Source organism: bacterium (assembly GCA_016703265.1).
Classification (GTDB): domain Bacteria; phylum Krumholzibacteriota; class Krumholzibacteriia; order LZORAL124-64-63; family LZORAL124-64-63; genus CAINDZ01.
Window position 1 is genome coordinate 526,349 of record JADJCK010000001.1, and the last position, 22,701, is coordinate 549,049.

A 22,701-nucleotide genomic window follows, 5' to 3' on the forward strand; every position below is an offset into this window, starting at 1 on the left:
GGACCCGCGGGCAGGGGTGCGTTCACGGCGTCACCTGCCCGGCCAGTCGCACCCGCGGGTCGGCCCGACGATAGCCGACATCGGCGAGCAGCGAACCGACCGTCACCAGCACCGCCGAGATCACGGTCACGGCCATGATCACCGGGTAGTCGCGGGCGCCGATCGCTTCGACGGCCACGCGCCCAAGCCCCGGCCAGCCGAACACCACTTCCACGACCACGGCGCCACCGAGCAGCTGGGGCAGGTGCAATCCGGCCAGCGTGATCACCGGCAGCAGGGCATGACGCAGGGCGTGGACCCAGAGCAGGCGCCGCTCACCCACGCCGCGCGCGCGTGCAGCGAGAATGAAGTCCTGCGACAGCGCCTCGTCGAGGGCCGCCCGCAGGTAGCGCGCGGTGCCCATGAACGAGCCCAGGGCGAGCGTGAGGACCGGCAGCGCAAGGTGGCGCAGCACGTCGAGCAGCCGGGCGCCGGCGGGCAGAAGGTCGGCGTCGGGCGACTGAAGGCCGCCGGCCGGCAGCCAGCCCAGCTGGCGCGCGAACAGGAGCATGAGCATGAGGCCCAGCCAGAAGCCGGGCACCGACAGCAGCACCAGGCCGATGCCGCCGACGACATGGTCGGCCGCGCGGCCGCGGCGCGCCGACATCAGCACCGCCGCCGGGACGGCCAGCAGCAGGTGCAGCAGGTAGGCGGACAGGGATAGCAGGAGCGTGGGTCCCACCGCCTCGCCGACAATGTCCGCGACCGGTCGCTGCTGGCGCAGGCTCATGCCCCAGTCGCCGCGCAGGCACCCGGACAGCCAGTGCGCGTACTGCTCGACCAGCGGCCGGTCCAGCCCGAGTCGTTCCCGCAGCAGCTCACGGTCGCGGGCCTCGAAGGAATCGGCGGCGCCGACCTCGAGCGGATCACCGGGCGCCAGGCGCACGATGGCGAAGACCATCGTCAGCAACAGGACGAGCATCAGCAGGGACCACAGCAGGCGGCGTGCGAACCAGGCGCTCATGTCCGTCCTTCGGGGGGCGGTGTCCGCGGAAGGTTGATAGTAGGAACGGCGCGGCGTGACGGTCAAGCACGCGTCGGAGGGCGGCGAAAGCCGCCGGGACTGGCACGGCGTTGCACCCTGCCCGATCCGGGTGCCGCTTCCCGGCAGGTCCGCACGATTCCCGTTCCTTTCCCGCCGCCCCGCCCCCGCCCGCACCCTGCCCGGCGATACCCGGTTGTTCCCCGCGACTCCCCGTTGTTCCCCGGCGGCCGCGGTCTGCGGCCGGCGCCGTGGGCCGGTACGGATCTTTCAGCAGGAGGTCGTCAATCCCGCGCCCGGGAAACTGGCGGGACCGGGGACCGCCTGACGAACAACCGAGGGGATCAACATGGCGATGCGAACGACCACCATGCGGAACCGGGCCGGCAGCCGCACGCGCTCTGCGGCGGCGTTGACCGTCGCGGCTGCACTGGCCGCCGTGGCCGCGCTGTCCGTACTGGCCGGCTGCGATATCAACGAACCCGAGATGCCGACGTTCGACACCACGTTGAGCCTTCCGCTCGGCGTCGAGCGCCTGGACGTGGCCGACGCCATCGACAGCGAGGACTTCCTGGCCGTCAGCCCCGACGGCAGCCTGCTGTTCCGCGTGGACGGCGACCCCGACACGCTGAGCTTCGACTTCGACCTCAGCGCGGAAGTATCGGCGCAGTCGATGGACCACGGCCTCGGATCGTTCGAACTGGCTTCGGTGGGTCCCCTCACCTACGGCTTCCTGCTGCAGGACGTGTGGGCGCCCGCCGCCGGCGCCAACGGCATCACGACCATCGTGCCCGCGTTCCCGCTCGCGGCGACCAGCCCCGACCAGGACGTGCCCGACGTGACCTCGGCGACGCTGTCCGCCGGCACCGCCGCGGTGACCGTGGACAACGGCCTGCCGGTGGCGATCTCCGCCGCTTCGGGCCCCGACCAGCTGGTGCTGGTGCTCGAAGGCAGCGACGGCGCCGAGTTCGCGACCTTCCCCTTCGCCGTGATCCCGGCCGGCGCCAGCCGGACCGTGACCGTGGACCTGGCCGGCGCCGTCATGCCCGACCGGCTGCGCGTGCGGCTGAGCGGCGGCTCGGCCGGATCGGGCGGTCAGTTCGTGACCGTCAACGGCACCGACGCGCTGGACGTCAGCGCCTCGTTCACCAACCTCGTCGTCTCGTCGGCCACGGCCGTTGTCGGGGCGCAGAGCTTCAACACGACGTTCAGTTCACCGCTGCCGTCGGGCTACGAAGTGACCGAGGCCGTGGTCGCCTCCGGAACCTCGCAGCTGACCGTGACGAACTCCATGCCGGTGCCCTGCACCGCCACGCTCACCTGGGCCGACCTGCGCAATGCGAACGGCGTGCCGCTGGTCGAGCAGTTCACGCTGGCGGCAGGCACTGCCGCCGTGCGCTCCATCAACTTCGCCGGCTACACCCTGGCCGCGGGCGGTTCGCCGCTGACGGCCCTCGAGGCGAGCGTCTCGGTGACGTCGCCGGGCAGCTCCGGCCAGCCGGTTGCCATGGACGCGGGCGACGGCCTCTCGGCCGACCTCGCCGCCACCTCCATCTCGTTCGCGAGCGTGACCGGCATCGTTCCCGAGTCGATCGTGACGCTGGAACCGACCGTGCAGCACATCGACCTGCCGGACGAGCTGAGCGGCCTGTCGCTGACGGCCGCGCGCCTGACCCTGCACCTGGACACCACCGCCTCGCTGCCCGGCAGCGTCGACCTCACGCTGCGCGGCACGGATGCCGGCGGCGACGTGACCGACCTGGTGATCAACGAGGCGCTGAACGGCGGCCCGGACCAGGCCCTGACCGAGATCATCCTCGACCAGGACAACAGCGCCATCGTCGAGTTCCTCAACAGCATGCCCGAACGCGTGACGCTGCTGGGCCAGGTCAGCCTGGGCGGCGACGGCGCCCTCGGCACCGTGCGTCCCGGCGACACTGCGGTGGTGCGGTGGGAGATCGAGGCTCCGGTGGAAGTCGTGATCGACGACGCCACCCTCGACAGCGATCCGCGCGAACTCGATGTGGACGCCGAGCTGCAGGAACGCATCTCGACGCACGCCCAGGGCGCCCGCGCGCAGCTGGAAGTTCTGAACCACCTGCCCGTGGCCCTGCAGCTGACGGTGCTGGTGGGCCAGGACGTCAACACGCTCGACACCGCGCCGGCACTGACGATCGGGCCGCTGCTGGTGTCGGCCGGCGTCACTTCGCCGACGACGCACGTGGTCACGCAGTCGGTCATCAGCCGCCCCGCCTTCGACCTGACCGCCGAACAGGCCCGCGTGTTCGGGTTGCCCGGCCTGGTCACCAAGGTCGTAGCCGTACTCCCGTCGACGAACGGCCAGCCCGCGCGCGTGCTCAGCACGGACTACCTCGAAGTGCGCGGCCTGGTGCAGCTGGACGTGCTGGTCGACGACCAGTTCTAGGGATTCACCTCCCGCGCGGCGGGAGCAGCAAAGGACTTGTGACATGAAGAGCATCCCGATGAACCTCGCGCACGACCACTACCGCAGCCTGTCGGTCGACCTGACGACCCTCACGCTGGCGACGCTGACCCTCGTGGTCCTGTCGGCGACCACCGCCCACGCCCAGAGCCCGGTGCGGGCCTGGGGCATGGGCGGCGCCGGCGGCGCCGTGGCCCGCGGACTGGAAGCGGTCACCTACAACCCGGCGAACCTGGCGTTCAGCGACGGCTCGAGCGTGGGCCTGGCCAGCGCTGCGGTCTCTGTGCAGAACAACGCGCTGAGCCTGGACCGGTACAACGAGATCACCGGTACGCACCTCGACGCCGCCGACAAGGCCCAGTTGATGTCCGACATCCCCGATGACGGCTTCAGCCTCGACGCCGACGTGCGTGCCTCGGCGCTGGGCTTCCAGTTCGGCTCGTTCGCGCTGACGGCCGGCGCCATCGGCACCGGCTACGGCAATCTCGACAAGGACTACTTCGACGTCGTGCTCTACGGCAACCCCGTGGGCCAGACCGTCGACTTCAGCAACACCTGGGGCGAAGGCAGCGCGATGGGCGCCGCCACCGTCTCGTTCGGCACGAAGCTGCTCACGCTGGGCGGCGCCAGCCTCGGCGCCGGCGTGAACCTTCGCTACCTGCACGGCCTGTACGAGATGCACGTGGCCTCGGCCGGCGGCACCATCACCACGGGCATGGAAGAGATCACCGCCGATGCGCACGTGAACACGCTCTCGGCCGAGGGCGGCCGCGGCTACGGCGTGGATGTGGGCCTGGCCCTGCGTACGCCCGGCGGCCTGGCCGTGGGCCTGACGCTGGAGAACGCGCAGAGCAGCATGGAATGGGACCGCAACGTCGAGTACCGCGAGTTCCGGCTCAGCGCCGACGAGATCAACCTGCTGAACTCCGACCTCGATGCGTCGGTGACCGATGCCGACACCGTCTACACCGGCGACCCCTACACCACCGAACTGCCGCGCTCGGCGCGCCTGGGCGCCTCGGGCAAGGTGGGCCCGTTCGTGCTGGCCGCCGACTGGGTGCAGGGCTTCGAGGACCGCGGCCTGGTCTCCACCGAGCCGCGCGTGCTGGCGGGCGTCGAGTGGCAGCTCGGGTTCCTGCAGCCCCGCTTCGGCGCGGCCACGGGCGGCGTGCAGGGCGACAGCGCCTCGGCCGGCCTGGGCGTCAAGCTGGGGTTCTGGCGGATCGACGCCGCGGCGGTCACGCGCGGCGGCATGAAGGTGGGCGACACGAAGGGCCTGGGCGTGGCGGTGGCCTCGTCGCTGGTGTTCTAGAATTCGTTGGAACGGGCGGGGCTCCCGCCGGCAACTCAGCCGGCCTGCAGCCCCCACGCCCGGCAGAAGGCGTCGGCCAGGCGCGGCAGCAGCCGCTCCTGGCCTTCGTCGTCCAGAGGGGTGCCCAGCAGCCGCCCGAGATCGGTGGTCACCAGCGCCAGTTGCGCGCTGTCGGGCGCCGGCCGCCCCGGCGCCGGGCGCAGGAAACGCGGCAGATCGAGGTGCGCGGAACCCGCGAGGATGGATCCGTGTTGAAGGAAGACGTCCCCGCGCCGCCTCTGCGCCGAACCCACCAGCTTCAGGCCGCGCACGCTGATCTCGTGGCGACCGGCGCTCTTGAAGCAGACCAGCCCGCGCGCGTCGTCGCGGCTCTCGCCGCCGGAGACATCGGCGGCCAGTCCCAGGTCGTCCAGGAACAGCAGCAGCGCCTCGTTGATGCGCATGTAGGTCTCGTGCAGCGTGGCGCCGAACAAATCTGAGGGGCTGGTGCCGACAACGGCGTAGGTCAGTTCCTCGGCGTGCAGGATGGCGCGTCCGCCGGTGGGACGCCGCACCAGGCCGTAGCCGGCGGCGGCGATGGCCTCGGCGTCGAAGTCGTCGGGGCTCTGATGGAAGCCGTACGAGACGGCGTACGGGCGCCAGCGGTAAAGCCGGAGCACCGGCGGGTCGCCCGGCCGGTGCTCCTCGAGCAGCGCGGCATCCCGCGCCATGTTTCCGGCGCCGCTGAGCGCGCCATCGATCTGGATCCTCAACGTACCGGACACGCGCGACCTCAGCAGTTGCAGGGACCCAGCCAGCGCAGGTCCGGGTCACGCGCGGCGCGCGCCTCGTCCATGCGCCCGACCGGCGTGTGGTGCGGCGCCCCGTGCAGCAGGTCGGGGTCGGTCTCGGCCTCGTGGCGGATCTGCTTCATCACGGTGACGAAGCGGTCCAGGCTCTCACGCGACTCGGTCTCGGTCGGCTCGACCATGAACGCCTCTTCGACGATCAACGGGAAGTAGACCGTGGGCGCGTGCATGCCGTAGTCGAGCAGGCGCTTGGCGATATCCAGCGTGCGCACGCCGAAATCGTTCTTCCAGCCGCGGCCCGTGGCCACGAACTCGTGCAGGCAGCCTTCGCTGTGCTCGATCTCGATGACGTCCTTCAGCTGGTGCTTCAGGTAGTTGGCGTTGAGCACCGCGCACTCGGTCACGCGCTTGAGGCCGTCGCGCCCGTTGCGCAGGATGTACGCCAGCGCCCGCAGGCACACGCCCACGTTGCCGAAGTAGGCGTGGATGGCGGTGTCGTCGGTGCCCGGCATGCGCTCGAGCGTGAACGTGCCGTCGGCCTTCTGCGCGATGCGCGGCCCCGGCAGGAACGGCACCAGGTCGGGCGCCACGCAGATCGGGCCCGCGCCCGGTCCCCCGCCGCCGTGCGGCGTGCTCATCGTCTTGTGCAGGTTCATGTGCACGACGTCGAAGCCCATGTCGCCCGGGCGCGCCTTGCCCAGGATGGCATTGAGGTTCGCACCGTCCATGTAGAGACGGCCGCCCGCCGCGTGCACGATCCGCGACACCTCGGCGATGTCGTTCTCGAACAACCCCAGCGTGTTGGGGTTGGTGATCATGATGCCGGCGGTCTTCGGGCCCACGGCGGCCTTCAACGCCTCGAGGTCGATGCGGCCGTCGGGCCGCGAGGCGATGGTGCGGGGCGTCAGGCTCATGATCGCGACGCTGGCCGGGTTCGTGCCGTGCGCCGAGTCGGGGATCAGGATTTCTGTCCGTTCAGTGTCGCCGCGCGACTGGTGCCAGGCACGGATGACCAGCATGCCCAGGTACTCGCCCTGCGCGCCGGCGGCCGGCATCAGGCTGCAGCCGGCAAACCCGGTGATCTCGCAGAGCGCCTTCTCCAGGTGCAGCAGCGCCGCCAGCAGACCCTGGATGTCCGCGACGTCCTGCTCGGGGTGCAGGTCGGCCAGCCCGGGCATGGCCGCCACCTGCTCGTTCAGGCGCGGGTTGTACTTCATCGTGCAGCTGCCGAGCGGGTACATGCCGCGCTCGATGTGGTGGTTGAGGTTCGAGAGCGCCGTGAAGTGGCGCATCACCTCGGGCTCGCTGAGGGCGGGAAAGTCGGCCGGGGCCGCACGACGTGCGCTGGCCGGAAGCTCGGGCGCCGGGGCGCCCTCCCAGCGGGCGAACGTGAGCCCGCGCCGCCCGGGACCGCCCTTGTCGAACATCGAGCCCGGCAGTTCGCTCAGCCAGTGGCCGGCCACTTCGCGGGCGCCGCTCTTGATTTCGTCGGCCATCACTTGCCCTTCCCGGCGCCGGCGGCGAACTCCGCCAGCAGCTCCGCATACTGGTCGATCTGGGCCAGCGACCGTTTCTCCGTCACGGCCACCAGCAGGTCGTTGGGCCCGCAGCCGGCCACCCCGTCCACCGGGATGCCGGCCAGCACGCCGCGTGTCCGCGCGAAGGCGCGGAAGGCGGCCGCCGAACCGGGCAGGCGCAGCACCGTCTCGTTGAAGACCGGCCCGTCAAACGGGATCGAGACGCCCGGCACCGCCACGGCGCGGGACCGCAGCGCCTCGATGCGCGCGCGGTTCGCCTCGCCCAGTGCGGCCAGGCCGCCGGCCCCGAGCATGGCCAGGTAGATGGTGGCCCGCATCATGTTCAGGCCCTGGTTGCTGCAGATGTTGCTCGTGGCCTTCTCGCGGCGGATATGCTGCTCGCGCGTCTGCAGCGTGAGCACGTAGCCGTTCTGGCCGCGGCTGTCCACCGTGCGCCCCACCACACGCCCGGGAATGCGGCGCTTGTGTTCGTCGGTGCACGACAGGAAGCCGAGCAGCGGCCCGCCCCAGCCGCAGGGAATGCCGAAGGGCTGCGCCTCGCCCACGGCCAGTTCGGCGCCGTACTCGCCCGGCGTCTTCAGCAGCGACAGGCTGACCGGGTTCACGGCAGCCACGACCACGGCCCCGGCCGCCTTCGCCACCGCCGACAGTTCGTCGACCGGCTCGACCAGGCCCAGGTAGTTCGGGTTCGGCACCACGAAGGCCGCCGCCGGCGCGGCGTCGAGCACCTTGCGCAGCCCGTCGATGTCGGTGGTGCCGTGACGGCCCACAGGCGCCTCGGCAACCTGCACGCCCGAGCCGCGCATCGAGGTGCGCACTACGCGCGCCCAGCGCGGGTTCAGCGTGGCCGGCAGCACGACCAGCGGGCGACGCTTCGCCGACACGGCCACGGCCACGGCCTCGGCCAGCGCCGTGGCGCCGTCGTACATGCTCGCGTTGGCCACGGCCAGGCCCGTCAGGCGGCAGACGAACGTCTGCCATTCGTAGATGGCCTGCAGCGTGCCCTGCGAAACCTCGGGCTGGTACGGCGTGTATGCGGTGAGGAACTCGCTGCGCGAGACCAGCGCGTCGATGACCGCGGGGATCACCGAGTCGTAGACGCCGCCGCCCAGGTAACTGACCAGCTCGCCCTGCCCGTGGTTGGCGGCGGCGGCGCAGCGGAACCAGCCGCGCACCTCCTCCTCGCTCAGGCCCAGGGGCAGGTCGAGGTCGCGGCCGAGCCGCACATTCGCGGGCAGGTGGGAGAACAGCTGCTCGATGCTGTCCAGTCCCATCACCGCGAGCATCTGGCGGATGTCTTCATCCGCATGCGGAACGTAGGGCATGCCCTGGTCAGCCTCCCAGCAGTTCGCCGTAAGCGCCGGCGTCCAGCAGAGCATCGATCTCGGCCGGCGCGCTCAGCTTGACCTTCACGAGCCAGCCCTTGCCGAACGGGTCGCCGTTCAACAGTTCGGGGCTGGCCGTCACGTCGTCGTTCACCGCGACGATCTCGCCCGACACGGGCAGGTACAGGTCGGCCACGGCCTTCACCGATTCGATGGTGCCGACGGGATCGCCCTGCTTGAACTTCGAACCCACGGCGGGCAGCTCGACGAACACGATGTCGCCCAGCTCGTGCGCCGCGAACTCGGTCACGCCGACGGTGCCGTTGCCGCCGTCGACCAGGATCCATTCGTGTTCCTGCGTGTACTTGCGGTCTGCGGGTACCATGTGGTGCCTCCTGCCAAGGGTTGCCGGTCAGTTAAACGGTTGCCGGTCAGTTCAACGGTTGCCGGTCAGTTCAACGGCTGCCGGTCAGGGCAGCTTGCGCTCGGCCCGCGGGTCGCCCTTGACGCGCGCCGAAAGGAACGGGAATGCGGTGGTGCGCGCCTCGACGCCCTTGCCGCGGATGTCGATCATGACCTCGCCCGCGGGCACGGCCGTCTCGACCAGCGCCAGCGCGAGCGGCTTCTTCAGCGTGGGGCTGAACGTGCCGCTGGTGACGTAGCCGACATCGCGCCCCTGCCACAGCACGCGGGCGTCCTGCCGCGCGATGCCGCGGCCGGTCACTTCAAGGCACACCAGCTTGCGCGGCACGCCGGCAGCCTGCTGCGCGCGCAGGGCCTCAAGGCCGGTGAAGGCTTCCTTCTTCAGCTTGACGGCCCAGCCGATGCCGGCTTCCAGCGGGGTGATGTCCTCGCCCAGCTCGTGGCCGTACAGGCAGTAGCAGACCTCGAAGCGCAGCGTATCGCGCGCCGCCAGCCCGATGGGCGCCACGCCCAGGTCGGCGCCGCGAACCATCAGCTCTTCCCAGACGGCCAGCGCGTCGGCGTTGGGCAGGTACAGCTCGTAGCCGTGTTCGCCGGTGTAGCCGGTGCGCGAGACGATCCACTCGCCGGTCACGCCGGGGCAGGTGAAGGCCGTGTAGAAGTCGAGTGCGGCGATGTCGTCGCGCAGGTTGGCCAGCCTGGCCAGGCGTCCCATCAGCTCGCGGCTGTCGGGGCCCTGCACGGCGATGAGCGCCGTGGCCTCGCTGCGGTCGTCCATCTTCACGCCGGTGGCCGGCAGGTGCTTCTTCAGCCAGGCGGCGATCTTGTCGTGGTTCGCCGCGTTGCAGACCACCAGCCAGTTCTCGGCGCCCAGGCGGTAGATGAGCATGTCGTCGAGCACGCCGCCGTCGGCCTTGCACATGGCGTTGTAGACGACCTTGCCCACCGGGCCACCGGCCACGCGGTTGGTGACCAGCGAGTCCAGCCAGGCTTCGGCCCCGGGGCCGTCAACGAAGATCTCGCCCATGTGGGTGATGTCGAAGAGGCCGACGCGTTCGCGCACGGCTGCGTGCTCGGCAAGCACGCCTTCGTATTGGACCGGCATCTCATAGCCGGCGTACGGCACCATCTTGGCGCCCTTGGCGCGGTGCCAGGCAGTCAACGGGGTGGTCTTGAGGCCCGCCAGATCGTCCACGGTAACTTCTCCAGGGCTGGAGCGCGGATTCGGGTCGGCGCCGGAACGGCGCGGCCGGCCGGACCAATCTAAGCTGCGGCGGGGGCGCGAACAAGCGAATCCGCAGGAGGCGCTTCCGGCCCGGGGAACCCGGCGTTTCTACCCCGGCAAACCCCGCGCTTCTACCCCAGCAAACCCCGCAACATGGCCCCGGTATACGACCCGGCGCAGGCCGCCACGTCGGCCACGCTGCCCTGGGCCACCAGCCGTCCCCCGCCCGCGCCGCCCTCGGGCCCCAGGTCGATCACATGGTCGGCCCGGCGGATGACCTCGCCGTTGTGCTCGATGACGACCACCGTGTTGCCGTGCTCCAGCAGCTTGGCAAGGACGGCCAGCAGCCGGTCGACGTCACAGAAGTGCAGGCCCGTGGTGGGCTCGTCGAGGATGTAGACGGTGTGCCGCTGCCCCCCGCGGGCCAGTTCGCGCACCAGCTTCAGGCGCTGCGCCTCGCCGCCCGAGAGCGTGCCGCCGGACTGCCCCAGTCGCAGGTAGTCGAGGCCCACGCCGTGCATCACGTCGAGCACGCGACGGCAGGCCGGGATGTTGGAGAGCTCCTCGCGCGCACGCGAGACCGGCATGTCGAGAAAGTCGGCGATGTTGTGGCCCTTGAAGTGGACCTCGAGCGTCTCGCGGTCGAAGCGCCGGCCGCCGCACTCCTCGCAGGGGATCTCGACGTCGGGCAGGAAGTCCATGGTCAGGCGACGCACGCCGGCGCCTTCGCAGACCCGGCAGCGGCCGCCGTCGGTATTGAAGCTGAAGCGACCGGCGCCGTAGCCCCGCATGCGCGACAGCGTGGTCTGCGCGAACACCGGGCGCAGGTGGTTGTAGAGCCCGGTGTAGGTGGCGGGCGTGGAACGCGGCGAGCGCCCGATGGGCGACTGGTCGACCAGCACCACGCTGTGCACCTCGTCGTCGCCCTCGATGGCGTCGAACGGCGCCGGATCGCGCCGCGCCCCGTTCTTACGCGCGGCGAGCGAACGGTACAGCGTCTCGTGCACCGCCGTACTCTTGCCCGAGCCCGAGACGCCGGTCACCACGGTGAGACGGCCGAGCGGGAACTCCAGATCGATGCCCTGCAGGTTGCGCCCGCGCAGCCCGCGCAGCTTCAGCAGGTGGTCGGAAGGCGAGCGGCCGGTCAGCGGCTCGGCCGGCCCCTTTCCCACGCGGCCGGCCAGGTAGTCGCCGGTGGGCGAACCCGGGGTGTTCGAGACCTCGGCCACGGTACCCTGCGCCATGAGACGGCCGCCGTGCTCGCCGGCGCCCGGCCCCAGGTCGAGCAGGTGGTCGGCCGCCAGCATCACGTCGCGATCGTGCTCCACCACCACCACCGAGTTGCCGCGGTCGCGCAGCGCGCGCAGGGTCTCGATCAGGCGGCCGATGTCGCGGTGATGCAGGCCCACGCTCGGCTCGTCGAGGATGTAGAGCACACCGCGCAGCTGCGACCCCACCTGGGTGGCCAGCCGCACGCGCTGCCCCTCGCCGCCCGAGAGCGTCGAGGTGCCGCGCGCCAGCGACAGGTAGCTGACGCCCACCTTCAGCAGGAAGTGCAGGCGGTGCCGGATCTGCTCGAGCACCGGGCCCGACACCAGCTTGTCGCGTTCGCCGGTGAACTCGAGGCCCGCCACCCACTCGCTGAAGGCGTCGAGCGTGAGGGCCGCCGCCTGCCCGATGTGCAGGCCGCCCACATGCACGTTGAGGGCTTCGGACCGCAGGCGATGGCCGCCGCACGCCGTGCACGGCTGCTCGGTCATCATCTTCTCGAGCGACTGCCGGATCTTCTCGGACTTGGTCTCGCGATGGCGGCGCACCAGCTCGGGCACCAGGCCTTCCCAGTCGCGCAGGAAGGCGTTGTAGTTCTTGTGCGGGCGCAGTTCCTTGACCAGCGGCGGCGTCAACCCGAAGAGCAGCGCATTGCGCACCTTCAGCGGCAGGTCGCGCCAGGGCGCGTCGAGGTCGGCGTCGAGCGCCACGGCCAGCGCCTCGCACTGCACGTAAAGCCAGTTCGCGGGCTTGCCCTTGAGGAAGGCCACGGCGCCGTCGCGCAGCGAGATCGACTCGTCCGGCACCACCGCCTCGGGCCGGATGGTGCGCAGCGAGCCCAGCCCGTTGCAGTCGGGGCACGAGCCGGCCGGCGAGTTGAACGAGAACAGGCGCGGCTCGGGCGACGGGAAACCGCGACCGCAGCCGGGACACGACGACTGCTTGCTGTACCAGGTCTCGCGTTCGCCGGCGCGCACGATGACCGTGCCTTCGCCGAGCGCGGCCGCCGCATCGAGCGCGGTGCGCAGGCGGTCGGCCACGCCGGGCCGCCAGACCAGGCCGTCCACCACCACGGCGATGTCGTGCGCCTTGCCCTTGGCCAGCTTCGGGTCGTCGTCCAGTTCGCACATCTCGCCGTCGATCAGCGCGCGCACGTAGCCCTGCCGCGACAGGTCGGCCAGCAGCTGCTTGTGCTCACCCTTGCGGCCGCGCACCACCGGGGCCAGCAGGTAGATGCGCGTGCCCTCGGGCAGGGCGGCGATCTCGTCGCCGATGTCCGACAGCGGCCGCCCGCTGGCCGGCACCTCGCAGTCGGGACAGTTCACGACGCCGCAGCGCGCGTAGAGCAGGCGCAGGAAATTGTAGATCTCGGTGACCGTGCCCACGGTCGAGCGCGGGCTGCGCCCGAGCCCCTTCTGGTCGATGGCCAGGGCCGGCGACAGCCCGTCGATGCGGTCGACGTCGGGCTTGGCCAGCTGGTCGAGGAACTGGTGCGCGTACGAGGAGAGGCTCTCGATGTAGCGCCGCTGGCCCTCGGCGTACAGGGTGTCTAACGCCAGCGAAGACTTGCCCGAGCCGCTCGGACCGGTGATGACCACCAGCTGACGCCGCGGGATCTCCAGATCCAGGTTGCGCAGGTTGTGCACGCGGACGCCCCGCAGGGAGATCACTCCCCACGGGGCTCCGGGCCTGGCCGTCGTGGACTTCGGGCCGGCGGGTGGCGTCACACGCGCACCATCCTCGGCCGCGTTCGTTTCTACGCGCTTTTTCAGCGGACGTCCTTCAGGTTCGCGGGCAGGGCGTCCCAGGCGGCGCGTTCGGCCGCGGTCAGTCCGGCGGTGCCGTCGATGACGAATGCCGAGATCTGGATCGGGATAGCGGGCGCATCGCGTCCGGCAGCGGGATTCTTCTCCGCCGAGACGATCTTGTCGGCGACATCCATGCCGGTCACGACGTGACCGAAGAGGGTGTACTTGCCGTCGAGGGCCGGCGTGTCGGCCACGCAGATGAAGAACTGGCTGCCGGCCGAGTCGACGTCGGGGCCGCGGGCCATGCTCAGCGAGCCGCGCACGTGCTTCACCTTGGTCGAGAACTCGGCCTTGAGGCGGGCAGCACCTTCGAGCCCGGCGTAGCCCTTGGCACCCAGCACCTCGCCCGCCTTCTGCACCGCCTGGTACTCGGCGTCGGTCAGCACGTCGCGCACGGTGGGACCACCCATGCCGTCGTTGCGCGGGTCGTCGTCCTTGCTGTTCGGATCGCCGCCCTGGATGACGAAGCCGGGCACGATGCGATGGAAGCGGGTGCCGTTGAAGAACCCGGTGGAAGCAAGGTGCCTGAAGTTGGCCACGTGGTTCGGGGCCAGGCCGGGATAGAACACCAGCAGGATGTCGCCGGCCTCGGTCTGCAGGCGGACGAACTGCGGCGAGGCGCCGGCAGCCGGGGCCGCCGAGACGTCAGTCGGCAAAACGGCAGCCGCCACGCAGGCAACCGTCAACGACAGGACCAGCAGGGCGCGAAACACATTCGGAACGGGACGCATGGTGCCTCCGGAAGTCGCGGCCGCCGCGGCGGCCGCTCTGTCTGGGGTGATGCAGGGCCGGAAACGATTCGTAACACCGGGGCCGCGTTGCCGGTTCCCCGACCGACCCCCGATGATAAGCAGCCGCGGCGCGGACGGCCACCCCGGGAAACGGGCAGCCCCCCGGGAAGGCCGGGGGGCTGCGCCACTGTCAGGTTCGCGGCCCGGCGAAAGCCGCGCGTTGGGCATCAATCCAGCCGGTGCACGGCCTTGTCGGGACCAATCACGTCGATCCGGTCGCCGTCGTGCAGCACTTCCTTGCCGCCCGGCAGCGGAATGCGCGTCTCGGCGTCCTGTCCCGTGCCTTCGGGATTGCGGCGCAGGATCTGCACCAGGTTCAGTCGGTGCGCCGCAAGGAGATTCAGTTCAGCCAGCGACTTGCCGTCCCAGGCGGCGGGCACCTTCACGCGCCGGAGCGCGAAACCCTCGGGCAGCTGCACGAATTCCATCACGCGGTCGTGCAGCAGGTGGTCGGCCAGGCGCATGCCCATGTCCTGCTCGGGCTTGACCACCGAGTCGGCGCCGATCCGCCGCAGCACGCCTTCCTGCATCGCATTGAGGGCCTTGGCGTAGACCTGCTTGGTCCCCAGTGTCTTGCAGTGCATGGTGACCATGACCGAGGCCTCGAAGTTCGTGGCCATGGCCACGACGACGGCATCCATGGAGCCCACTTTGTAGGCCTTGAGGTTGGCCACGTCGGTGGCGTCGAAGGCCACGGCCACCGACACCTCGTCGGCCACGTCCTCCACCAGGCGATCGCTGGTGTCGACGGCCAGCACCTCGGCGCCGCCCCGCGCCAGCGCCCGGGCCACGGCACTGCCGAACTTGCCCAGCCCGATCACCGCTACCTTCATCATCTCGTCTTCCTTTCAGGGGCGCGGGCGCCCCGCTCAACCGATCAGGATCCGCCCGCGCGGCAGGCGCACATGGGGCTCGTGCAGGTCGCCGGTCAGGCTGCTGGCCAGCGTCAGCGGTCCGAGCCTGCCGATGAACATCAGCATGATGATCACCAGCTGCCCGGCCGGCGTCAGGAACGGCGTCAGGCCCAGCGAGAGGCCCACCGTGCCCAGCGCGGAGAACACCTCGAAGGTTGTGACCATGAGGTCGCGGCCTTCGGTCAGCAGCAGGATCAGCGTACCCAGCGCGGCGGCCACCAGGGCCGCCGACAACACCAGCAGCGCGCGCTGCACGTGCACCGCCTCCAGTTCGCGCCGCCCGATCCAGACGCGGCTGCGCCCCTGCGCTATCGAGCGCAGGTTGGCCCAGGCAATGGCCACGGCCGTGACCTTCACGCCGCCGGCCGTGGAGCCCGGCGCGCCGCCGATGTACATCAACACGATCATGACCAGCAGCGAAGCCTGGGTCAACAACGTCAGGTCCATGCTGTTGAAGCCCGCCGTACGGCAGGTGGTGGACTGGAAGAATCCCTGCGCCAGCTTCAACCCCGGCCCGACCGCGCCCAGCGAGCCGTTCCACTCGAAGGTCGCGATGAGCGCGCAGCCGGCAATCAGCAGCACGGCCGTGACCGTCAGCACGACCTGGCCGTGCAGGCCGAGGCGGTAGTCGCGCCCGTGGCGATGATACATGCGGCCGCGCCACCAGGCCACGATCTGCACCAGCACGCCGAAGCCCAGGCCGCCCACGATGATGAGCAGGTTGAGCGGAGCCATCACCCACGGGTTGTCGGCGAACGACATCATCGAATCGGGGTAGGTGCCGAATCCGGCATTGCAGAACGCGCTGACGGAATGGAACACGGCCGTGAACAGCAGCGGGCCGGGCGGCGGCGGCCCGTTCGAGAAGCCGATGTAGAGGCAGGCGGCGCCCACCGCCTCGCAGCCCAGGGTGACCAGGATGATGGCGCGGATCACGCGCCCGGCCTCGTCCAGCATCGGGACCTGGAAGACCTCGCGCAGCAGGCTGTTCTCGCGCACGCCGATGCCCCGGCCCAGCAGCAGGCTCAGGGCCGCGGTCAGCGACATGATGCCCAGGCCGCCCAGCTGGATCAGGAGCATGATCACCGTCTGGCCAAAGAGCGTGAACCCGGTGCCGGTGTCGCGCACGACCAGGCCCGTCACGCAGACGGCGCTGGTGGAGGTGAACAGGGCGTCGAGGAAGTTGATCGGCTGCGTGACCGGTGTCGCGCGGGGCAGCACGAGCAGCCCCGCCCCAGCAGGATGACCACGATGAAGGCGCCGATGAAGCCGACGGCCGGCCTCATGCGCAGGGAGGCGAAGCGCCGGTGCAGGTGCGGCAGCTCCAGCAGGATGGTCGCCACCAGGTAGACCTGCATCACGATCAGGTAGGCCTGCGTGAGCGACTCCAGGCGGAGCGATTCCAGCGTGTGGCGCAGCCAGGCGGTGCGGCCACCCGCGATCAGGGCCAGGCCCTGCAATCCCAGGAGGCAGGAAAGGGCGAACGTGGGCCACCGCAGGCGCAGGTAGGAACGGAAGGATTCCGCTGCCCGCCACCCGAGCAGCTGCTCGCAGAGAAAGAGGACCACGGCGGCCGTGCTCAGCCCGTGGGCCAGCCGCAGGGCCCAGGCATCCGGATAGGTTCCGTATTCGATGATGAGGCCGGTCAGGCCGCAGATCCCGGCGAGGATCAACGCCAGACGGCGCCAACCGACGATCCTGCCCCCTGTCGCCTCCATGCGCCTCCCCGGCCGCCGGGGCGGAATAACGGTTAATGCCCCGCCTTTCCGCCCGATAGTAATGGCGCAGACCCGGGCCCGGCCAAGCCGGCCCGGCGGTCCGCTGCCCGTCCATGATGGGTCGAGGCGGCCGAAGATTCAACCGGCGATTGCGCCCCCGAAGGCAGGTGGCAACGCGCATGACATTCCGCATCCGCAACGGTTTGCCGGTTCTGGGACTGTGGGCTCTGGCGATGGCCGGGATCCTTCCCGAGCCTGTCCTGGCTGCCCGCGCTCCCGCGCAGGCGGCACAAACAGCCCAGGCGCCCCTGGATACGCTCCTGAGCGAGAAAGTGGAGCCGGAGCCGGACCCCCGCTATGCCCAGCCCGAAGTGCCCATCAGCCGCCGGGTCCTGCCCGCGGTGACCGGCAGCCAGGGCCAGGTGGACCGGGTGGCCAAGGCCCCGCCGCGGCTCGACGACCCGCTGGGCGCCGCCTGGAACTACCGGCTGGCGCGCCAGGCGGCGCTGGCCGGCAACACGCCGGGCATGGCGACGAACATGGCGGCGGCGCTGGAAGCGGCGCCGGGCCATCCCCGTTACCAGTGGTGGTCGCTGACGCAGTCGGTGCGCGCCATGGACACCGCGACGCTGGCCAAGGTGCTGCCGGCGTCGGTGCGCACCCTCGTCGATTCGCCGGTGGCCCGTGGCCCATTCGTGATCGCGCTGCACCAGGGCGCGCTGCTGGCGACGGCCATCTTCTGGACCGTGCTCGTGGTCGCCCTGTGGCTCGGGCGCTGGCGTACGTTGTCACATGACCTGTCGGCCCTGCTGTTGAAGGACCGCCACCACCGGCCGCGCCTGGTGCTGCCGATGCTGCTCGTGATCCTGATTCTGGCGTTCCGCCCGGGCTGGCTGGGCGTGCTGGCGCTGCTGTCGGTGCCGGTGCTCGTGACGACGCGCGGGCGTCGCCACAACCTGCTGCTGAGCACCTGGCTCATCATGCTCTGCCTGGCGTTCCCGGGCTGGCCGCTGCTGAAGGCGGCGGTGCCGACCATCGACCCCGGCAGCGAAGTGATGCTGCTGGAGCAGGGTTGCACGCTGCCGCCGTCGGCCTCGATGGTGGAAAATCTCACCACGCGCCTGGCCCAGGCCGACGACCCGTCGCGCAAGGCCCGCCTGCTGACCGCCCTGGGCGTGCAGGAGGCGCGGCGCGGCGCGTTCGCGGTGAGCGACGGCCACTTCAGGCAGGCGCTGGAGCTGGAACCGGGCGCGTTCGCCGCCACCGTGGGCCTGGCCAACAATCTCTACTACATGGGCAAGCTGGACGAGGCGATGGCTGCCTATCGGCAGGCCGCCACGAAGTTCCCCAAGAGCGGTGAGGTGCCGTTCAACCTCGCGCAGGTGCAGTTCAAGAAACTGTTCGTGCCCGAGGCCACCGCCTCGCTGGACCAGGCGCGACTGCTGGGCTTCGACCCCCCGCGCGCGAACCACGAGCCGAACCCCCGCGGCGGCTTCTCGGCCGTGGTCTATCCCGGGCTGACCGGTACGCAGCTGGAGCAGGCCTGCCGCTGGGAAGGCGACCAGTACGACCCGCTGGTGGCGCTGTCGGGCTGGCGCAACCTGCTGGGTGCGCCGCCGGTGCCGCTGTACCTGCTGGTGGGCGCCCCGCTGCTGCTGGCACTGGCGGCCGTGGCCTGGCGCAGTCGCCGGCAGGAGGCGCACGAGTGCGACAACTGCGGCTCTCCCCTGTGCCGCAAGTGCTGCGGCGTGCACGAAGGCGCGTGGCTCTGCGCCGGCTGCAACGAGACGGCCGTGCGCTCCAAGAGCGAACTGGTGCTGGGCACCCTGCTGAAGAACCGCGGGCGCGCCGAAGGCCTGGCGCACTCCGCGCGCATCGTGCTGATGGGCCGTCTCGTGCCCGGTTCGGGCCACCTGGCCACCGGCTGCTTCTGGGCCGGCTGGACGCGACTGAGCCTGGTGGCGGGCGGCCTGTTCCTCGTCGCCGCCGGCTGGGCCTTCGACCCGGGCGCGGAACTGAACACGCCGGGACTGCTGCTTCCTTCGGAGACCATCCACCCGCTGTGGCTCCCCCTGCCGGCCGCCCTGTGGCCCGGCCTGGGCGGCGTGCCGGTGGTGGCCGGTCTGGTCATGCTGGGCCTGGCCTGGCTGACGGCGCTGCTCGACGCCCCCGGGCTCAAGCGGCGGTTGCACGAACGCTTCACGACGATCACGACGGGTACCGCCAAGAAAACAACGACGCGGCGCGCCGGCGCCGGCGCGCGCTAACGGAGGTCGACCATGGCCCTGGAAGGCCAACTGAGCGATTTCAACCTGGCGGAGATCCTCCAGCTGCTGGCCAGCCAGCAGAAGACCGGGTTCCTGAACATCGAGACGAACCGCAATCTCGTGTTCATCTTCGAGAAGGGCGTGCTCATCTCGACGCGCGACCGTCGCAGTCGCGAACGTGACCCGCTCGAGAGCTTCCTGCGGGCGTACGGCTGGTTCACCGAGGCGCAGTGGAAGCACATCGAATACGTGGGCCAGAACAGTTCGCTGGACCTGACGGAGATCCTCGTCTCCGAAGGCCTGATGGACGACGCCGAACTGGAACGCGCGCTGCGCGGTCTGGCCCAGGAGATGACCCATGCCGGCATGAAGCTGCGGCGCGGCCGCTACTACTTCAGCCCGTGCAAGGACACGCCCCCCGGCGTCAAGCACCGCTACCACGTGGACGTGCAGGGCCTGCTGATGGAGGCCGCACGCCGCCTGGACGAGGAGCCGCTGCTGAAGGAAGTGCTGCCCTCGCAGTCGATCACCTTCACGGCGGGACGGAAGGTAGTGCCGCCCGAGGCGCTGTCGCCGACGGCGCAGCGCATCATGGAGCTGGCGCTGTCGGGCTCGACGCTCGGCCGCATCATCCGCCAGGGCAAGGCCGAGAGCTTTGTGGTGCGCGACCTGCTGAAGTCCTGGTGCCAGGAGGAAGTGCTGGTCAAGCACCTGCCCGTCGAGGAAGACGATGACGATGGCGAAGGCGGCCACGGGCTGGCGCTGCCGCGCACGCCCGGCCTGCGCTCGGTGCCGTTGACGTTGGCCGGCGTGGTGTTGATGGGTGCTCTCCTGGGCGCCCGCTTCACGATGCTTCCGGCGCCAACCGACGACCCGGGCCGTCCGCTGCGCCTGTCGCAGCTGCGGCACGAGGTGCTCACCGCGGCCCAGCTCTACCGCTATCAGCAGGGCCAGTGGCCCGAGAACCTGCAGGCCCTGGTCAGGGCCGGGCAGCTGGGACCCTCGGTGGCCGGAACGGTCGAGTCGCTGGGCTGGCAGTACTCGCTGGACACGGTCAACGACAGCTTCAGCCTCAGTTCGTAGCCGGCGGCGGGCGGCAATCCGGGTTCCTTCGGCCCGGGGCGCTGCCCGCCGCTTTTCATTCCGACGCCTTTTCATTCCGTCGCTGTCGCCCACCGTCGTTTGCGCCTTGATTCCGACCGGAAAACCGCTTTGTTGGACCGGTTGCGGCGCCCTGAAACAAAGGGGGCGCCGAAGGCTCCCTGAACCCCGAGGCCGACATGAACCAGCAGACACCGGCCGCCGTCCCGTTCGTGGTGCCATGCGCCGAGCGCGTCTCGAAGCTGCCCACCTACGTCTTCGCTACGCTGTTCAGGATGCGCGACGAGGCCGTGGCTGCCGGGCGCGAGGTCTATGACCTGAGCGTCGGCAACCCCGACCTGCGCCCCGCGCCCGCCGTGGTCGCGGCCATGACCGAAGCCCTGAACGACGAGAGCTGGAACTGCCACCGGTACGGCACCTTCAACGGCCTGCCGCGCTACCGTGAAGCCATCGCCAACTGGTACTTCGAACGCTTCGGCGTGCGGCTGGACCCGCAGACGCAGGCGCTGCCGCTCATCGGCTCGAAGGAAGGCCTCGCCAACCTGATGCGTGCCTACCTTAATCCGGGCGACGGCATCATCATCCCCAGCCCCTGCTACCCGGCGTATTTCGGCGCGGCGCACCTGTGCGAAGCCGACATCTGGGAACTGAAGCTGCGCGAGGAGGACGGCTACGTGCCGCGCCTCGAGGACATCCCGGCCGACGTGGCCGCGCGTTCGCGCATGCTGATCCTGAACTACCCGAACAACCCGACCGGCGGCGTGGTCGACCTGGCCTTCTTCACGAAGGCCGTCGAGTGGTGCCGGCGCCACCAGGTGATGCTGGTCTCGGACGCGGCCTACACCGAGCTGGGCTTCGACCCCGACAACCAGCCGCCCAGCGTGCTGCAGGTGCCGGGCGCCTTCGACGTGGCCGTGGAGTTCCAGAGCCTCAGCAAGAGCCACAACCTGGCCGGCTGGCGCGTGGGCTTCGTGGTGGGCGGCAGCGAGCCCATCGCCAACCTGGGCCGCCTGAAGAGCCACGTGGACTTCTCGCTGTTCGCCGGCATCCAGATGGCGGCGGTCGCGGCACTGCGGTACGGCGGGCAGACGGTGAAGGAGAACCGCGAGATGTACCTGCGCCGCCGCAACCAGATGGTGGCGGGGCTGCGCAAGCTGGGCTGGCAGGTGCCGTCGCCTTCGGCCACGCTGTACATCTGGGCGCGCATCCCGAAGGCCTGGGGCGACGACGACTTCAAGTTCGTGCAGGACGTGTTCGCGAAGACGGGCGTGCTCGTCTCGCCGGGCAGCGGCTTCGGCGTGCACGGGCGCGGCTACGCGCGCATGTCGCTGGTGGCGCCCACGGCCACGATCACGAAGATCCTGGGATTGCTCGAGGATGCGGGCTTCGACTGGAGCTAGTCGGGGCTTGTCCTAGCCGGGGCTATTCGGATCCGTCGTCATCGTCATCATCGTCGTCGGCCTCGGCGCCCTCGCCCGGCCCGTGCACGGCGAACAGCACCTTGTCGGGATCGAACCAGGTGTGCGCGCAGCGCATGAGCTGCTCGCGGTCCACCTTGTCGATGCCGTCGACCAGCTCGGCCACGGGTACGAAACGCCCGTAGTAGATCTCGTTGCGCGCCGCGCGGTACATCTGGTTCGAGACGCCGTCGAGCGAGAAGATGAGCTGCGACTTCAGCTGCGCCTTGTTGCTGTCCAGTTCGGCGTCGGGAATGCCGTCGGTGAGCAGGCGGCGATACTCCAGGCGGAGCACCTCCTCCAGTCGCGGCAATTTGTCCGGCGAGCACGAGCCCGAGCAGCTGACCAGCCCGGTGTCACGTCCCATGTCGTGGTAGTTGTAGACGGTGTAGGCCAGTCCCTCGCGCTCGCGCACGGACTGGAAGATGCGGCTGCTCATGCCCCCGCCCAGCAGGTTCACCAGCAGGTAGATGGCCAGGCGATCGGCGTGCCCGTAGGAGACGCCCACGTTGCCGGCCTCGAAGTACGTCTGCAGGATCGGGCTGCACAGGTCCAGGCGATACGGGTCGTCGACGGGCTCCGGCTCAGGGCCGGACTGCGGCGCGCCCAGGTCGGCCGCGGCAGGCGCCGGCGCACTGGCCACGCCACCGCCGAAAAGCGTGGCGACGCGGTCGCGGAAGCTCTCGTCGATGTTGCCGGCCAGCGAGACCACCAGGTTGGGAGCCGCGAACAGCTTGGCGTGCTGCGCGCGCAGCACGTCGGGCCCGAACGAGCGCACCGAGGCCGGTGTGCCCAGGATGGGCCGGCCGCGCGGATGGCTGCCGTAGATGCGCGAAGCGAAGGCATCGTGCAGGCGGTCTTCGGGGGTGTCCAGGGCTTCCTGGATCTCCTCGCAGACCACGTCCTGTTCGAGCGCCGTGAGGTCGGCCGCGAACGCGGGCTCGAGCAGCATCTCGGCCAGCAGGTCGGAGGCCGTCGCGAAGTACTCGGGCAGCACCTTCACCGTGAAGGCCACGAGGTCCTTGGTGGTGAAGGCGTCGACCGCGGCACCGATGGCGTCGAAGCCGGCAGCCAGCTCGAACGCGCTGCGCCGCCGGGTGCCCTTGAAGACCATGTGCTCGAGGAAGTGGGAAATGCCGCCGAGCTGCGGCGACTCTTCCTGGCTGCCCTTGCGCAGCCAGACACCGAGCGTCACGGCGGTGGCCGACGGCAGGGTCGCCGTCAGCATGACCGCCCCGCCGGGAAGTGTTTCCCGGCGGGGCGGATTCTCGTTCCTGTAGGGATCGAGGTTCATCATCTGT

The 22,701-nt window shown here is 70.3% G+C and carries 17 protein-coding genes; 5 read left to right on the forward strand and 12 right to left on the reverse strand.

The annotated features are described in order from the left end of the window. Positions 1-22: 22 nt before the first annotated feature. On the reverse strand, positions 23-1,003 hold the full coding sequence (locus tag IPG61_02380) for an ABC transporter permease (protein MBK6732937.1): 981 nt from the start codon (positions 1,001-1,003) through the stop codon (positions 23-25). A gap of 367 nt (positions 1,004-1,370) precedes the next feature. On the opposite strand from IPG61_02380, the gene IPG61_02385 reads away from it, so the two are divergent. Continuing rightward, positions 1,371-3,446 carry a hypothetical protein gene (locus IPG61_02385; GenBank protein MBK6732938.1) on the forward strand — a complete coding sequence of 692 codons (2,076 nt, stop codon included), beginning with the start codon at positions 1,371-1,373 and terminating at the stop codon, positions 3,444-3,446. A 43-nt stretch (positions 3,447-3,489) separates the two neighbouring features. Next, complete coding sequence (locus IPG61_02390; GenBank protein MBK6732939.1) at positions 3,490-4,776, forward strand: hypothetical protein; 1,287 nt, start codon at positions 3,490-3,492, stop codon at positions 4,774-4,776. A 35-nt stretch (positions 4,777-4,811) separates the two neighbouring features. Here the strand turns inward: IPG61_02390 and IPG61_02395 are convergent, their stop codons facing one another. The 10 genes from IPG61_02395 to IPG61_02440 all read right to left on the reverse strand — a co-directional run bounded on the left by IPG61_02395 (position 4,812) and on the right by IPG61_02440 (position 16,575). Then, positions 4,812-5,540, reverse strand: coding sequence for a hypothetical protein (locus IPG61_02395; GenBank protein MBK6732940.1), 729 nt, complete (start codon positions 5,538-5,540; stop codon positions 4,812-4,814). A gap of 8 nt (positions 5,541-5,548) precedes the next feature. Further along, positions 5,549-7,060, reverse strand: a complete 1,512-nt coding sequence (gene gcvPB / locus IPG61_02400) for an aminomethyl-transferring glycine dehydrogenase subunit GcvPB (protein MBK6732941.1) — start codon at positions 7,058-7,060, stop codon at positions 5,549-5,551. Next, positions 7,060-8,427, reverse strand: coding sequence for an aminomethyl-transferring glycine dehydrogenase subunit GcvPA (gcvPA, locus tag IPG61_02405; GenBank protein MBK6732942.1), 1,368 nt, complete (start codon positions 8,425-8,427; stop codon positions 7,060-7,062). The genes gcvPB and gcvPA overlap by 1 nt, the downstream gene beginning before the upstream one ends. Before the next feature lie 7 nt (positions 8,428-8,434). Beyond that, a complete protein-coding gene (gcvH, locus tag IPG61_02410; protein MBK6732943.1) occupies positions 8,435-8,812 on the reverse strand; it encodes a glycine cleavage system protein GcvH in 378 nt (125 codons plus the stop codon). A gap of 84 nt (positions 8,813-8,896) precedes the next feature. Continuing rightward, positions 8,897-10,036: a glycine cleavage system aminomethyltransferase GcvT gene (gene gcvT, locus IPG61_02415; GenBank protein ID MBK6732944.1), complete on the reverse strand. Its 1,140-nt coding sequence runs from the start codon at positions 10,034-10,036 to the stop codon at positions 8,897-8,899. 170 nt (positions 10,037-10,206) lie between these two features. Continuing rightward, positions 10,207-13,014, reverse strand: a complete 2,808-nt coding sequence (uvrA, locus tag IPG61_02420; protein MBK6732945.1) for an excinuclease ABC subunit UvrA — start codon at positions 13,012-13,014, stop codon at positions 10,207-10,209. Positions 13,015-13,112: 98 nt separating this feature from the next. After that, positions 13,113-13,883: a peptidylprolyl isomerase gene (locus IPG61_02425; protein MBK6732946.1), complete on the reverse strand. Its 771-nt coding sequence runs from the start codon at positions 13,881-13,883 to the stop codon at positions 13,113-13,115. A gap of 227 nt (positions 13,884-14,110) precedes the next feature. Then, the gene (locus tag IPG61_02430; GenBank protein ID MBK6732947.1) at positions 14,111-14,779 is read right to left on the reverse strand and encodes a TrkA family potassium uptake protein; all 669 of its coding nucleotides are present in this window, start codon (positions 14,777-14,779) and stop codon (positions 14,111-14,113) included. Between the two features lie 33 nt (positions 14,780-14,812). Further along, a complete protein-coding gene (locus IPG61_02435; GenBank protein MBK6732948.1) occupies positions 14,813-16,078 on the reverse strand; it encodes a hypothetical protein in 1,266 nt (421 codons plus the stop codon). Next, positions 15,997-16,575, reverse strand: a complete 579-nt coding sequence (locus IPG61_02440; protein ID MBK6732949.1) for a hypothetical protein — start codon at positions 16,573-16,575, stop codon at positions 15,997-15,999. The genes IPG61_02435 and IPG61_02440 overlap by 82 nt, the downstream gene beginning before the upstream one ends. 179 nt (positions 16,576-16,754) lie before the next feature. Between IPG61_02440 and IPG61_02445 the strand changes: the two genes are divergently transcribed. From IPG61_02445 to IPG61_02455, 3 genes are all read left to right on the forward strand, one after another. After that, complete coding sequence (locus IPG61_02445; protein MBK6732950.1) at positions 16,755-18,842, forward strand: hypothetical protein; 2,088 nt, start codon at positions 16,755-16,757, stop codon at positions 18,840-18,842. Between the two features lie 12 nt (positions 18,843-18,854). Beyond that, the gene (locus IPG61_02450; GenBank protein ID MBK6732951.1) at positions 18,855-19,925 is read left to right on the forward strand and encodes a DUF4388 domain-containing protein; all 1,071 of its coding nucleotides are present in this window, start codon (positions 18,855-18,857) and stop codon (positions 19,923-19,925) included. A gap of 197 nt (positions 19,926-20,122) precedes the next feature. Beyond that, positions 20,123-21,343: an aminotransferase class I/II-fold pyridoxal phosphate-dependent enzyme gene (locus IPG61_02455; GenBank protein MBK6732952.1), complete on the forward strand. Its 1,221-nt coding sequence runs from the start codon at positions 20,123-20,125 to the stop codon at positions 21,341-21,343. 22 nt (positions 21,344-21,365) lie between these two features. Here IPG61_02455 and IPG61_02460 read toward each other — a convergent pair whose 3' ends face one another. Continuing rightward, positions 21,366-22,628: an insulinase family protein gene (locus tag IPG61_02460; protein ID MBK6732953.1), complete on the reverse strand. Its 1,263-nt coding sequence runs from the start codon at positions 22,626-22,628 to the stop codon at positions 21,366-21,368. Positions 22,629-22,701 lie beyond the last annotated feature (73 nt).